This window comes from Candidatus Eremiobacteraceae bacterium, assembly GCA_035710745.1.
GTDB lineage: Bacteria > Vulcanimicrobiota > Vulcanimicrobiia > Eremiobacterales > Eremiobacteraceae > JANWLL01.
Map to the genome: position 1 here is coordinate 42,095 of DASTCX010000031.1, position 14,667 is coordinate 56,761.

General features: G+C 60.7%; 12 protein-coding genes. 5 read left to right on the forward strand and 7 right to left on the reverse strand.

Annotation, left to right across the window (positions count from 1 at the left end; translation table 11 throughout):
* Positions 1 to 4: 4 nt before the first annotated feature.
* From VFO25_11715 to VFO25_11725, 3 genes are all read right to left on the reverse strand, one after another.
* A complete protein-coding gene (locus tag VFO25_11715) occupies positions 5 to 538 on the reverse strand; it encodes an acyltransferase (GenBank protein ID HET9343569.1) in 534 nt (177 codons plus the stop codon).
* A 61-nt stretch (positions 539 to 599) separates the two neighbouring features.
* Positions 600 to 2,030 (reverse strand): SDR family NAD(P)-dependent oxidoreductase, encoded by a 1,431-nt coding sequence (locus VFO25_11720; protein HET9343570.1) that lies wholly within the window; start codon positions 2,028 to 2,030, stop codon positions 600 to 602.
* 684 nt (positions 2,031 to 2,714) lie between these two features.
* Positions 2,715 to 3,509 carry a M50 family metallopeptidase gene (locus VFO25_11725; GenBank protein HET9343571.1) on the reverse strand — a complete coding sequence of 265 codons (795 nt, stop codon included), beginning with the start codon at positions 3,507 to 3,509 and terminating at the stop codon, positions 2,715 to 2,717.
* A gap of 102 nt (positions 3,510 to 3,611) precedes the next feature.
* Here VFO25_11725 and VFO25_11730 point away from each other — a divergent pair, with 102 nt between their 5' ends.
* Together VFO25_11730 and VFO25_11735 are read left to right on the forward strand one after the other, a co-directional pair.
* Positions 3,612 to 3,986, forward strand: a complete 375-nt coding sequence (locus VFO25_11730; protein HET9343572.1) for a hypothetical protein — start codon at positions 3,612 to 3,614, stop codon at positions 3,984 to 3,986.
* A gap of 116 nt (positions 3,987 to 4,102) precedes the next feature.
* A complete protein-coding gene (locus VFO25_11735; GenBank protein ID HET9343573.1) occupies positions 4,103 to 5,758 on the forward strand; it encodes a peptide ABC transporter substrate-binding protein in 1,656 nt (551 codons plus the stop codon).
* Between the two features lies 1 nt (position 5,759).
* Here VFO25_11735 and VFO25_11740 read toward each other — a convergent pair whose 3' ends face one another.
* Entirely contained in the window at positions 5,760 to 7,001 is a 1,242-nt protein-coding gene (locus VFO25_11740) for a choice-of-anchor Q domain-containing protein (protein HET9343574.1), read from the reverse strand.
* A 219-nt stretch (positions 7,002 to 7,220) separates the two neighbouring features.
* On the opposite strand from VFO25_11740, the gene VFO25_11745 reads away from it, so the two are divergent.
* Positions 7,221 to 8,621, forward strand: a complete 1,401-nt coding sequence (locus tag VFO25_11745; protein HET9343575.1) for an alkaline phosphatase family protein — start codon at positions 7,221 to 7,223, stop codon at positions 8,619 to 8,621.
* A 7-nt stretch (positions 8,622 to 8,628) separates the two neighbouring features.
* Here the strand turns inward: VFO25_11745 and VFO25_11750 are convergent, their stop codons facing one another.
* Positions 8,629 to 9,870 (reverse strand): hypothetical protein, encoded by a 1,242-nt coding sequence (locus VFO25_11750; protein ID HET9343576.1) that lies wholly within the window; start codon positions 9,868 to 9,870, stop codon positions 8,629 to 8,631.
* Between the two features lie 285 nt (positions 9,871 to 10,155).
* On the opposite strand from VFO25_11750, the gene VFO25_11755 reads away from it, so the two are divergent.
* Together VFO25_11755 and VFO25_11760 are read left to right on the forward strand one after the other, a co-directional pair.
* Complete coding sequence (locus VFO25_11755) at positions 10,156 to 10,989, forward strand: hypothetical protein (GenBank protein HET9343577.1); 834 nt, start codon at positions 10,156 to 10,158, stop codon at positions 10,987 to 10,989.
* 187 nt (positions 10,990 to 11,176) lie between these two features.
* Complete coding sequence (locus tag VFO25_11760) at positions 11,177 to 12,178, forward strand: hypothetical protein (GenBank protein HET9343578.1); 1,002 nt, start codon at positions 11,177 to 11,179, stop codon at positions 12,176 to 12,178.
* 159 nt (positions 12,179 to 12,337) lie between these two features.
* Here the strand turns inward: VFO25_11760 and VFO25_11765 are convergent, their stop codons facing one another.
* Entirely contained in the window at positions 12,338 to 13,471 is a 1,134-nt protein-coding gene (locus VFO25_11765; GenBank protein HET9343579.1) for a hypothetical protein, read from the reverse strand.
* Positions 13,472 to 13,971: 500 nt separating this feature from the next.
* Positions 13,972 to 14,568 carry a hypothetical protein gene (locus VFO25_11770; protein HET9343580.1) on the reverse strand — a complete coding sequence of 199 codons (597 nt, stop codon included), beginning with the start codon at positions 14,566 to 14,568 and terminating at the stop codon, positions 13,972 to 13,974.
* Between the last annotated feature and the right edge of the window lie 99 nt (positions 14,569 to 14,667).

The following is a 14,667-nucleotide window of genomic DNA, read 5'->3' on the forward strand; positions in this document are numbered from 1 at the left end:
AGCTTTAGCTCGACTGGACCGCTTCGACCGGTGTCTTCGCGAGAACGCGCGCGGGGCAGCCGACCGCGATGCTGTTCGGCGGTATATCCGAGACGACCGATGAGCCCGCGCCGATCGTCGTGTTCTTGCCGATCGTGACGCCTGGCGCGATCGAGCTGTTCGGCCCGACGAGGACGCCGTCTTCGATCGTCACCGGCGCGTAGCCCATCGTGACGCCGCGCGGCGAGTCTTTGTCGCGCTTGAGCTGATTGGCGCTGATGGCGACGTGCGCGCCGATGTGCACGCCATTGCCGAACGTGATGCCGCCCGCTCCGTTCAACACCGAGTACGGGCCGATCTCGCAATCATCGCCGACCGTGATGTGTCCGGCATAGTTGTTCCACGCGCCGCCCGCGCAGCTCAAGTATGCCCCGACGTCGATGACGCAGTTCTTGCCGTACTTGAACTTGTCTTCGCCTCGAAGCGTGACGCCCTCGGCGATCGAGATGTCGGGCAGGCGGCTGCGCGCCGGCTGAACGGCTTTGCGGAATCGGCGCATGAAGCGGTTGATCAAAGCGCGTTCTGCTACGCGTTCGCCGCCGTTCGTTCCTGGGCAACGGTCAGGTCGACGTCGATCCGCGGACCATCTCGCGCACGATCGGGAGCATCACGTCGACCGCGTCGAGCAGCTTCGCGGGTTTGACGGCGGCCGTCTGATCGGTCAGCACCGCCGGGAGACGTCGCACGACGATGTGCGCCTCGCGCCATTCGTCGTTCATCTCCGCGGATAGCGTCTCGCCCGCTGCCTTTGACTTGCTTACTTCTTCGAGCCCGCGCGTCTCGCCGTCGAGCGCCGTCGACGATGGGTAGAATATCGTGAGCGGCCCTTTCGTACGTGCGCGAAGCAGCTCGCACAAGCGCTGAAATCCGAGGACCTGAACCTTGAAGAGTTCTTCAAACCGCCCGGTCTCGAACGGTGCGCCCTTCTGCCGGCGCAGCTGGGGTGTAGCGAAGTAGTAGACTTGATCGAAGTCCCATGCGAGCCCGTTCAATTGCGTCGCCGGATCGTCGCGCACGTCGAAGCGCCGGACGGTGCACGACGAAGCCCCGACCTCGGAATTCATCTCCTGCGCTTCGATCTCCCCGACGAGATGCGTGATAGTGACGCGACCGCCGCCGGCGGCGATGATCTTCGCGGTCGCCGCGCCGAGGCCGCGCGACCCGCCGACGATGAGCGCATGCGTGGCTGCGAATTCGTCGCCGCGGACGAGGCCGGCGAGATCTCGCACGCTGCGCTGCTGGACCGGCGGTTTGCGCGCGAACGCGTAGGCGGATCCGCTCAGCCCGCTCCCTTCGACGGCGATGTCGACGATGCGGAAGCGATCGTCGACTTTGCGCACCTCGAACTTGAGCGCTCCGTCCTTGGCGGACGTGTCGGTGAGATCGACGTCGAACCGGCTGAATATCGAGTGCATCCCCGGCACGATCATCCCGACGAGCGCCGAAAGCGCGGCCAGACCTTTGACGCGCTCGGCGCCGAGCACGCGAGCCGCATTCGGAAATTCCTCGACGATCCGTCCGTCGACCATCGACGGCAACAAGCCGCTTCGACCGAGCATGTCCTTGGTGTCGAGGATGATCGGCGTCTGCGGAATCGCGATGGGCGTGCCGGCGACGGGCGGCTTGGCCCGCGGCGCTTGCGGCGTGAATCGTAAAGCGACGGCGAACGCGACTTGGCCGTCGACCGACAGCGCGATGCGCGTGATGTCAACTGTCCGCTCGGCGACCTCGAGCGACACGCTCGTCTCAGGATATATGAAACGCGTGAAGCGCGCGTCGATCGACGTCGGAGCGGTTACGATGATACGACGTTCGCAGAGCACGTCGAGCGCCCACAATACGGCGTGGATCGCGTGGACGATCGGTTCGCCCGGCTCTGTCCTTCGCGCGGCGACGCGATCGACGTGCATCGGATTCGCATCTCCGGACAATCGCGCGAACGACTGTTGTCCGGCCATGCTGAATTCGCGCGTGGCTACTACGTCGCCCATGTGTCAAGCACTTCGGCGGTCGCCAATCGACGGCCCCTTTGCATGCCGCCTCGCGTCGTCGCCCCTCAACGGAAGCGAGCGCCGCTTCAACTACAGCGCGACCCACGCACCATCCGCCCGCAGCCCATATCTTCGCTCGGCACGGGTAACTCATGTCGGGTAGGTGATGCACGAACGCGCCGCCTGCCATCAGCGAAAAGAGAAAGGTGAGCTGCATGAATTTGATCCGAGTCTCGCCGATCATCGGCATCGCAACCGCTGTCGCACTGACGACCACAGCGATCGCCCGTCCGACCCCGGCGGCACATCCGCCGGTCCCTAACGTCAGACCGCCCGTGCCGATCGTACATCCCGTCCCCGTGCATCCGATGATCTTCCACCACGTCGATCCGATGATGCGCATCGCGCCGCTTCCGGTAGTGCCGCGACAGACGCACAACGTTCCGGTTGCCGGACCGAACACGAGAGCAACAGGCGCGCGTCCGCTCACGCCGAGACCTGCCGCACATCCGGGGCCGAGACCCGTCACTCGACCGATAATCCGAGTGCCGGTACCGACCGCGCCAAAACCGCCGGAACCGATACCCCTGCCGCCGAGGCCGATAGTAAGGCCCCCCGCATAGGCACCCTCGCGGTGTAAAGGAGATGACACGAGGCCGGCTTGGTTTTGCCGGCCTCGCCGCGTTACACGGGCAATCCGCGTGCCAAGACGAAGATATACAGCGCCAACATGATCAGGTAGAGGACGATCGCGACGGGCTCGATCCTGAGCGGTTCTCCGGGTGCTCTTTTTAGTGTGAATCCGTCGCCGGTTCTGTACAGCGAGAGCGCGACGACATCGATGTTGCCGATCGTCGCGAGCATGCCGTAGAAGACGACCATCGGTTGTCCGCCGAAACCGCCGAGTGCAGTCAACAGCGTGCCGGCGAGGAGCGGAAGGTAGAACGAACGGAGTATTAAGCGACGACGATCGCGCGGCGTATCGAGCGGCTCGGATTCGGGTGCGAGGCAGAGCATATCGTGCGCGGCCGGCCGCGTGAGAAAAATCAGAGCTGCCCAACCGACCGCCGAAACGAGATAGCGCCCCCATGTGGGCACGTGGAGCAGGTCGGCGATCTGCGCAGTATCTCCAGCGGTCAACCACGGCGTCACGATCAGATAGTTGACGAATTGCATGATACCGAGCCACGCCATCCAGAAGAGCAGCAGCTGGCCGAGGCTATAGCGCGGTACTCCGCTTCGATACCATGCCCTGAAAAGCAGACCGAGCATGAGGCTGACGACCGGGCCGGCAGCGAGAATCGCCAGGCTTTGGTGAATGGTGCCGGTCGGATTGTCTTCGTAGAAAGCGTAGATCTTGGGCGAAAAGCCGAACGCCTGCGCCATCAGGCCGTGACCGGTTTCGTGCAGCGCGGCCGTCAAGAGCTCGGCGAATGCAAATCCCAGAGCAGAGTTGACGAACAGGGCTGCCTTGCTCACAGGGGATACGTTTGGCACCCGCATAGGCCGCCCTTTGGCGAGGACCGCGCGGGCCGGGTGCATAGGGGGTGGGCTCGAGGGGTCGAACTAGATTCGTTGACAATGATCTCGTACAGAGTCGACGGCCAGTTCGTCATTCTGACGACGGACGGCAAATCAGATGAACGCGAGCGCGCTAATGTGTTCGAGGCTCTTCGAGTCGACCCGAAGGTACCTGACGGCGCATTTCTCATCATCCACATACGTGACTACGTGGTCCGTTTGACGCAAGCGGAGCTTGAGTCTCGGGTTCGCTCGATGGTCGAAGCGCTCGCACCCAAAATCGGCGTAGCCAGCGCGGTTCTCGTCGGAGACGCATCGCTGCGGATCGGTCTTGGTCTTCAACTCGTCGCCGGGAATATGAACTTCCGCGTCGGCGTCTTCCATGACGAGGCGAGCGCTCGCAAGTGGCTCGCCCCGGGTGCGCCTCGCACTTGACAATCGTCACGAGTTCGTGCATCATACGTCTGTAGGTCTTTAAAACGAAATAAGGTGTTCGCGAGCCGGTGCGCTGAGGGTGCGACCGGTTTTTTTGTTTTATGGAGGTAGCGGTCGTGGTCAACGATCGAAGATGGGGTCTGCTATGCCGGTGGGGTGTCACGGCCGCGGTCGCCACGGGATTGACGATCTGCGTGGGCTCGGGGTCAAGCGCGTCACCCGACCGTGCTGCTCGCGTCAACTCCTGGACGACACCGCACGTGCTGACAATCGCTGACGGCGGCGACCCGAGCACGCTCAACCCGCACTTCAGCGAAACAGCTTCGACCGCCAACCTGTCTGAGATGACGATGGCGTGGCTGCTCCGCTGGGACGAGCACAACCGCATGTATCCGGAACTCGCGACCGAAGTGCCGACCCGCGCGAACGGCGGCGTGAGCGGGGATGGGCGCACGATCACGTACCACTTGCGCAGGGGCGTGAAGTGGTCGGACGGCATGCCATTCGACGCCGATGACGTCGCATTCTCGATCAAGGTCGTGAACGATCCCGCGAATTCCGAGTTCGTGCGGTTTGACCAGATCGCGAAGGTGGATGAGCCCGACAAATTCACGGTCGTCATCCACTTGAAGAAGCCGTACTCGCCGTCGACCGAGTCCTTCTTCTCCAGCTGCTGTGCCAACCCGTGCATCCTGCCGAAACATCTGCTCGCGCAGTATCCGAGCATCAACAACGCGCCGTACAACGCGCTTCCGGTCGGTATCGGGCCGTTCAAGTTCGAGCGCTGGGATCGATCGAAGCAAGTCGTTCTCGTGGCGAACCCTTTGTACTGGCGTGGGCGGCCGAAGCTCGACAAGATCGTCTATAAGGTCATCCCAGATCGCGACGAGCTGTTGTCACAACTGCAATCGCACCAGGTCGACATGTGGTATCAGTTCAGCGGCAAGTATTTGACGCCGATCCAAGCCCTCAGCGGATACACGGTCGTCCGCCAGCCGAGCTACGCGTATAGCCACTACGATTTCAACCTCACGCACCCGGTCCTCGCCGACCCCGTCGTGCGCCAAGCGCTTCGGCTCGCGCTCGACCGCCAGGAACTCGTCGACAAAGCCGAGCACGGGATCGGGACGGTTCAAGACTCAGCGCTGCCTCCGACCGCGCCGTACTTCTTCGCTCAAGAGACGACGCCGTATGATCCGGCGAAGGCGAACGCACTGCTCGACAAAGCCGGCTGGCTGCGCGGTGCGGAGGGTATCCGCGCGAAGAACGGCGTCAAGCTCATCCTCAACGTCGCGACGCAAGCAGGTGCGCGCGACGTCGACGATCAGCTCGAAATCGCGCGCAAGGATTGGAGCGCGATCGGCGTCGGTATCGACCTGCACCACTATCCGCCGGCCTTGATGTTCGCGTCGCGGCAGCAAGGCGGCGTCGTATTCGGCGATGACTGGGACGTCGTCACTTTTGCGTGGGCTGCCGACCCGCTCGGCGACTTCTCTGCGATATACGGCTGCGACGCGTTCCCGCCGGCAGGCCAAAACGACGTTCGGTGGTGCGATCGGAGCGCGCAGACGGCGATGGACGCGCTATTCGGGCACTACGATCAGTCCGAGCGCAACGCGGATCTCCGCGTCTTGATGCGCGCGTTCGTCGACGACGTCCCATCGATCGTGTCGTTCGTCCGCGTCGATCTGTTCGGGTACAATAAGGACCTGAAAAACTACGAGCCGAACAACGTGACGCCGTTCGACAACATGATGGACGTCGACATCTGACCTATTGGGTCTGGCGCTCGTAGGCTCCGATGTCGCAGCCGGGCGGGTCCCCTTGATCCGGCCGCGACATGCCGCGCTGGTCGGTCTTCAGCAAATGGCCGGCCCAATCTCTGCAACCGCCCCGATTGCCTGCGTCGATAGCCGGGCTTAAGAACAGCAGCGCCATGGTCTGCGTCGGGCCGCCGTTGTCGTGGAGCGATCCGAGTCTCGGATCGACGTTGTTCATGTCGCCGGCGCCGTCGAGATCGCACGTCGCGTCGCTGCTCAGGTTGAACCCCTCGGTAGCGAGTGGCGAGCCGCCGCAATTCTGCGGAGTGTTGTTCGCGATGATGTCGTTTTGTACGTAGATCGGCAGTCCGAAGTGATTGTAGACGCCTCCGCCGGGAGAGTGTCCGAAGGCCGCCTTGTTTCCGGCGATCGTCGTGTTATCGATTTGCGCGCCGCCGTTGAGTCCGAACAGCAGCCCGTTGTGTATCGCACCACCGACGCCGGCCCGGGCTTCGTTGCCGTTAAACGTACTGTTCGCTACGTGCAACACGCCGTAGTTGAAGATGGCGCCGCCGCCCCGTAGATCTCGCGCCGTATTGCCGCTGAACGTGCTGTTGATGATCGTGAGGACGCCGCCATTGCAGATGCCGCCACCCGCGTTTGCAATGTTGTTTCGGACGATGCTGTTGATGATGGTCAGCGTGCCCGAGGGGCAGTTGTACATCGCTCCGCCGAAGCCGTCGACCGTCGGAGCGGGGACATCGTTCCCCTCGAGGACGACATCGTCGATCGTAAGCGTGCCAAAGCAGTGGTAGATCCCGCCGCCGTCGGGGCTGCCCGTGCCGTTGCGCACCGTAAAGCCTTTGATCGTCACGTCAGACCGCGTGAATGCGACGGAAAAACCGCTACCGCGTTTTTGCCCGTCGACGATCGTCTTGCTCGGTCCGGCTCCGACGATCTGCACGCTGTTGCGAACAGTGACGTTCTCGGTGTACACTCCCGCCGCCACGAGGATCTTGTCGCCTGACCCGCTGATGAATACAGCGTGTTGAATGGTCTTGCACGCGGTCTGCGGTGACAGGCAGTCGTTCTTGTCGCTACCGTTGAGGCCGTCCACGTAAAGCGTTGTGTTGCCAGAGGGCGCCATGAGAAGCCCCTCGGATCCGACCTCTCGGAACGCCGGATCGGGAGAACCTGCTTGGGCGCATCCCGCAAGCAGCAATATCGCGGCAGCCGCAAAACACCACGCGCGCATGACCCACACCCTCCCCAGATCTCCTGCACCAGCAGACTAGTCCCGCTGTCTGTAAGTTTGCTGAAATCTTGCAGACAAGGCCAAGCGCCTGGTTAGACGAATCCACTCGTAGTGTTGACGCCGCGCACAGTCCTCATATAACCGAGGTTCGGTCATCGGCCAAGCCGAAAGCGCGCGGAGACCTCGGTATCATCTATGAGTTGAGGATATGTTGTGTTTTTGACGACCTATCGGTTCGCCGCGTTCGCAGTTGCATGTCTGAGTGCGCTTGTAGTGGCCTGTGGTGGTGTCGGGTCGACTCTATCTTCCGGAGGGCCAGTCCACCAGATCGCTTCTCCGGATAAGAACGACCATTCCCCACATGGCGGTCCGTCTCCGACGCCGACTCCCACGTCCTCGCCGTCTCCGCAGCCGTCACCATCGGGGTCGGGGGTCGTCCAGCACGTCGTCATCATCATCCAAGAAAACCGAAGCGTCGACGATCTCTTCAACGGTTTCCCAGGAGCCGACACGGCACAAACGGGCCAGACGCACGACGGGCAGACGGTCCGCTTGGCGTCGCGCAGCCTCGCGGCCCCGGGTGATGCGCAACATAGCCATGCGGCCTGGGTGACGGATTACGACTCGGGCGCCATGAACGGGTTCGACCTGAGGGTGCCGCAAGGTCAACCGGCGAGCTACAACTACGCGTTCGTGCCGCAGTCGGAGACCGTTCCTTACTGGAATCTCGCGTCGACATACACGTTCGCCGACCGGCTATTTCAGTCGAACACCGGTCCAAGTTTTCCCGCCCACTTGTATTTGATCTCTGGCCAATCCGACATGGCGGCGGGCAACCCGGAGATCTCGGGTGTGCCGGTCAATCCGTGGGGATGCGACTCTCCACGAGGCACGATCGTGCAGGTGATGACGCAAAGCGGGCAACTCACCAACGGCCCCTTTCCGTGCCTAGATTTCACGACACTTGCAGATGAGATGGACGGCGCCGGCGTCACGTGGCGCTATTACGCGCCGGCGCTCGGCACATCAGGTGACGTGTGGTCGGCGTTTGACGCCATCAAACATATCCGTTTTGGTACCGACTGGACCCACGTCGTCTCGCCCGAGACGCAAATCCTCTCAGACGTCTCCGGCGGTTCGCTCGCTCAAGTGACGTGGGTCGTCCCGTCCAAAGTCAACTCGGACCATGCGGGAAGCCAGAGCACGACCGGACCGCAATGGGTCGCGTCCGTCGTCAACGCTATCGGCTCAAGCAAATATTGGAACAACACGGTCATCTTCGTGACCTGGGATGACTGGGGAGGCTGGTACGATCACGTCCCTCCGCCGCAGCTCGACACGATGGGGCTGGGATTCCGTGTTCCGCTTATCGTCGTCTCACCATTTGCGAAGCGTGCCTACGTGTCGCACGTCCAACATGAGTTCGGCAGCATCCTCAAGTTCACCGAAGAGCAGTTCGGTCTGCCGAGCCTCGGCACGACCGACGCGAGAGCCGACGACCTTTCGGACTGTTTCAACTTCGGCCAACGGATGGAGAAATTCGTTCCGGTGAAGACGCGGCTCTCGCCGTCGTTCTTCATCCATCAACCTGCGAGCAGCGAGCCGCCCGACGACTATTAGCAGCTGATCAGCAGTGCAGCTTCAGGACGAGCACGCTGGTCCGGGCCGTTCGGGTGAAATACCTGCCGACCGCCCATGCAAGGCTCGAACCTGGGATCCGCGCGACCGCGTCGAGGTCGTCTCCGGTCGTACCCCGGTTCGGGCTAGCCACGACAGTCCATACCGACCCGTTCCAATTCATCGTAAACGTTCGATCGGGTAGGAACGTGTTGCCGACCGCCCATACGTCGGTCGCACTTATGGCCGCCGCTCCGTTGATCACCGTGTTCTGACCGGCGACCGTCGGCGTCGGGCTTACCGAGAACGCACTCCCGTTCCAGACCTCCGCGAGCGGTGCGAAGTACGGCCCGCTATAGTAATAACCGAACGCCCACGTATTGTTTTGCGCGATCGGCACGATACTCCGGAAGATGCTGTAGCCGATGTTCGGCGTCGGTACGATGCTCAAGGCGCTGCCGTTCCAGACCTCGGCGAGCGCCTTTGGGCTGCTCGATCCTTGGGAGACGCCAACCGCCCATACGTCGGTCGAGCCGAGAGATCCGGCGCCGAGCAATTGATTGTTCGATCCGGTAACATCGGGACTCGACACCACCGACCACGATGCGCCATCCCAATGCAGCGCGAGCGTCAGGTATGCATTCGCGGTCGTGTCGAAATACGATCCGAACGCCCATATGTCGCTCGTCGAGTTGGCGGCAAGCGCGTTCAGCTGGTTGCTGTTCGATCCGACGTCTGGGCTAGCGACGATCGTCCACGTCGTGCCATCCCAATGCATCGTCAGCGTCTGTGAGATCCCGTTACGATTGAGAACGGAGCCGACAGCCCAGACGTCCGTCGGCGTTATCTCGCGCACGCTCGACAGTTGCGAGAAATCCGGTTGCGGACTGATGACGATCGACCAAGAGGTGCCGTCATAGTGCTCGGTGAGCGGCCACGAGTCATCCGTGCGCACCTGCAAGTGATACCCGACGGCCCATGCATCAGCGCGCGAGGTCGCCGAAACGCCTAGCAGTTCGTTGCCGTCGCTCGTCGTGTTCGGAGCGGAGCTGAAGTTCGCGGCGCATGAAGTCCCGATAAGCCTCGGCGACGGAAGGGCGGCAACGGGTCGTACCATTGACGCGAGCCAAAGGAATATAAGAGCAAACGCGACGCCGTAACGTGACATGATGTGGTTCTTCTGTTCGGCGACTTCCAGCCGACATTCGCGTGCACCCGCTGCGCTAGAGTTGTCGAGAGTGCTGGTTCCCAAGTTTTTCATTTTCGAAACTGAAAAAAACTGGGACCTCCAAGGCCCTAGGTCGATGTTGAAATCAGTTGCGCCGCGTGCGAGAATGGAGCTGTTATCTCCCGTCGATGTAGCGGAGGTGCGCATATGCGCCTAACAACGTTGCTCACTCTCGGGCTGGCAATCATTTCGTCAGCCGCCGTCGGCTGTTCGTCGCTCGGCGAGCGAAACGCCATATCACCACCATTGCCGGGCGTAGGAGCGATGGTCGCTTCGCAGGCGCCGCTATTTACCCCGCGACTGATCACGATGAACAGCCGGACCAGTCGCCTCGAGGCGTGGCCGATCCAACGGGGCGGCGGTAGCGATCCGGAGCCCATCACGCCTCCGCTCAACGTCGGAGGCGCGAGCGTGCTTTCGACGATCGGTGACGTCGTCGTGATGGTCGAGTCGTTCCCATCCTCGCGCGTCGTCCTATATAACACCAAGACCGGAACGACACGTTTCCTCGATGATCCATTCGGTACGCCGATCGCGATTGCGGTCGCCAAAGACAAGACTATTTATGCCTTAAATGTTTCCAAGAACGGGTCGCCTATCACGATGTATCAACCCCCGGCGCACCGCGCGGTTGAATTGAATTGCAGCGTTATGCCATCCGGCCAAGCGATCGCCGTCGACAACGAAGGGAATATCTTCATCCAAGGCTACCCTTCGAACAGCGCATATTCCATCGCGGAGATCCCGAATGGGCCCGGCGGCCCCGAGCCGCAGAACTGCGCGATCCTGCCCCTTGAGACCAATCCGGGCTACGTCGGTGGAGTCGCCATCGATCCGAAGACGGACGCCTTGATCACGCTCGACGATCCATCGTTGTGCGCGGGCGGCGAGGAAGGCCGCATGACGATCTATCCCAGGCCGTACAATCAGAGCACTGGCCGCTCAAAGGACATCGGCAAGAACTGCACGGGCGGACTCTGGCTCAATGCCGATTCGACGATCGTGTTCACCAGCGACGAAGACGTCAGCGGCAGCTTCTCGTTTATCCTACAGCGCAGTTTCCCGGATGGCGGCGACATCGGCATCTACCATGGCAGCAATTTCGCCGGTTTGGCGCCGATGCCAAGTATGCTGCCGAATTAACGCTCCCGCTGGATCCTACCGAAAACCCGCAATCTAAAAAGGTGCGGGTTTTTTTATACGTTCGAACCGCCGCTCGCTTGACTGCTGCGAATTAGGCCTTGCAATTTGCCTCGTTCAGGGTTACGCTTTGCCATGTTCGCGTCGACGCTTCGCCGACGCTATTGATTTGTGTCCGATGGAGTTGCATATGAAGATCTCACATCTAGCCCAGCGGATTTTGGTCATTTGTGCGGCGGCAACGCTCGCGGCCTGCGGCGGCGTCGGGTCGACGCTTCAGACGGGATCTCCGCAGAAGCCGACCGCGCAGGTCGCGCACGGCACTCTTAACTTCGTTCACGCCGGTGTACCGTTCGCTTCGCTTTCGGCTCATCCGGCAAGCGTCAGTCACACGATCATGGCCACGTACCCGACGACAAGCCCGCTTCTGTTCGAGGGTGATCAGGCCGATAACCGGGTCGCGATCTACAAAGCGGGCCGACTCGCTCACAACCCCGCTCCTATAGCTACGATTAGTTTGACCTGTCCCTACGGCTTGGCGATGAACTCGGTTGGTACGCTTTTTGTCGCGAGCAATTGCGGAGGCAACACCGTAACCGAGTACCCCATCGGTTCGACGTCGCCGTCGGTGACGATCACGAACGGGATAAGTAATCCGCTTGGTCTAGCGGTAGACGGAAGCGGGAAGCTCTACGTCAGCAACTACCCCGCGGCGATCACCGAGTACCCCAACGGGTCGACGTCGCCGTCGGTGACGATCACGGGCGGCGGCTTGACCGATCCATTCGGTCTCGCGCTCGACAGTCTCAAGAACCTGTACGTCGCCGACTTCGGCGCCGACCAGGTCTTTGAGATCAAGCGACACACGACCACACCGATACCGCTCAACTTGCAAGGTCTTTCCGAGCCGATCGGCGTTGCGTTCGACAATCTCGGGAACTTGTGGGTGACGGATGGCGCGGGCGACAAGATCAACGTCTATCCGCCGGGCTCGACGGTTGCGAGCCAGACGATCACGTCGGGATACACCTTCCCGTACGCGATCACCATCGACAAACGTGGCAAGGTGGCCATCTCCAACATCAGCTCGCCGATCGCGGTGCACGCGTACTTGCCCGGACAGTTCACGCCGTTCGCGACGCTGACAAACGGCATCACGCTTCCGACGGGACTGCTCTTGAAGCTACCCTAAGGGCGCACTTCGGCTCGGCGAAACGTCAAACAGCGAAGGCCCCGGCAACTCCGGGGCCTTCAACTTCGCGCCGCTCAACATTGAGCCGCCAACTCACGGGTTTCAGGTCCGGACGTGGATCACGCAAGCCGGCGCACCCTTGTGCATGCACGCTGACTCTCAACAAGAGGACAGATCGGTTACGCCCTTGCCGCTGCTACCGCTGCTGTCTTCCGCACGACCAAAGGACCACAAGGCGTGAGGCTGGCCCGAGATGCCAAAGAGAGATTGGAATGTTTGCGGTTCTGGTGCGCGTAGCGTCGTCCACGCAAGACCCGTCCAGTGAGCGACGATGTTCGTTGATTGGAATGGACGTCGGTCGTATGTCACGCCAGCGGTCCAAACGTTGCTTCGCGAAAGGGCTAGCACACCATTCAAGGTCGCGTACTTCAAGTGAAACGTCGGGCCAGGCACCTGCGTCCAAGAAACGCCATCCCAATGGGCGACGAGTGGTCGAACGCTACGGTCAAATGAAACCGTACCGACAGCCCAAACGTCGCCATCGCTCAGCTCCGAAACGGAGCTAAAGCTTCCTCCGGTTGGAAGCCCAGTCGTGAGCATTTGTGACCACGTCTGTCCATTCCAGTGGACGGCCAGTGGATACGAGCTTCCAGTCGGAGCCGTGTACGATCCAACGGCAAAGGCAGACTTTTGGGATAGGGCCGCGATTCCAGCAATGTAGCCCGGCGTCGCATAGGCGACCGACCACGATCCTCGATCGTGAAGCTCTATGAAACTAAACGCGCTGCTCTGCAACCCGGCTACGCCAACCATCCACAAAGCGTTTGACTTGCCGATTCCCGTGACGCCTTGCAATAGGGCATCCTGACCTGGATTTGGCGGTAACACGAGGGCCCACCGCTTGCCATTCCAGTGAAGGGCGAGCGTTGAGTAAGCGCCCTGCGTCAAATCGAAATAGTCGCCGACCGCCCAAACATTCGCGCTTGAGATCGCGGCAACGCCGTAGAGGTTCGGCCCGTATTTATTTGCCTCATAGTTCGGCGTCGGTACAATCGTCCACGATGTGCCATCCCAGTGCTCAGCGAGAGTCTCCTTGGCCTTGAAGTTAGCCGCCGAGCCCACCGCCCATACATCGTTTGCAGCAATTGAAACGCCCGAGTAGAAAGCATCGATGCGCAGATCCCTGGCGTTTGGAACGCGGTGGATCGTACATTGGGAGGCACCGGCCGGCGCGACGCGAGTGAATAGGATTGCGACGATGACAATCAAGATTGCGAGTAATTGTTTGTTCATTGGGATCAATCAGCAGCCTTACCGGCTTGCCATGCCTTCGCTACGTGCCGGGGGTCTCCCGCGCAACTCCTCTTTGGAGGGCCCAGAGTCAATCAGTGCACGCACATGGGTAGACGAACCAAGCCGCTAATATCAATGATGGCGCGAGCAATTTGAACAGCATGATGTGCGGACGTACGCGGAAATGCGCGGATCCTGGCGGACAGACAGAAAACCCGCGGCCTCAATTATGGCGCGGGTTTTCCTCGTAAACCATGCTCCCCGAGTTGGACTCGAACCAACGACTTGCTGATTAACAGGCAAGTCAAGCGTCTGCAGCGCCAGGCGCAAATTGCGTAAATGCGGTTGAAAAGTTGTGCCTCGTTGCGCCCCGTTGGTTGCCATTGTGTTCTATTGGCGGCAGTTAGGCGGCAGTGACTCAATGTAGGGCGGCTTCAGGGCGGGTCAGTCACCCCATCTCAACGGCGATCTTCTTCAGTTCAGTTGGCTTCCGCTCAGCACTATTGTTTTGCATTTCCCGCGCCATCTTCGCGCTTCGATCTGTCATGGAATATAGGAAGGTCCTTCGGTAACGCTACCCGCGCCAAGTACCGCCCGCAGGCAGCGGAAAAATGTTCCAGGTATGGAGGACGCAGACCCGGTCGGTGCTCTTTTTGCTTGGCCATCGTCTGCAAGTATTTCAATTCCAGCGGAGTGATATACCTTAGGTCTACTAGGACGCAACCTTCTTTGTCGTTTGGGTCATTTGGATTTGCAAGCATGATCCAATCGGGTCGCCTTTGATCGCGAATATCTTGAAGTGCCTCATCGTCAAAATCATGCTTCGATCTAGCCTGGCCGACGCTGATTATGCTAGTTACTAAAGCTCGCGAGGCATTCCTAAAGTCACACGATTGAGTGACCACAATGGCGTCGGTGTGAAAGAAATTTACGGTTGCGTTCTTCTTCTTCCGATTTGGGAGTTCCATGAGTTCGGACTCAATGAAGCGCGGGAGATAGAGACCCTGGATTATCTGCCCCTGCTCTAAGTCGGCATCCTTGGGTACATTCCACCACCAGCCTTCGTCCGGCTTGTCCGAAGTCAATAGCGCCCCCAACGAGTAGACAGCTACTCGTCTACAAAACCGCCAAATTCGACGGTGATTTCCAAATCATCCTGTAGGGGGCTAATTTGAAATAGTTCGCCCATAGATCCC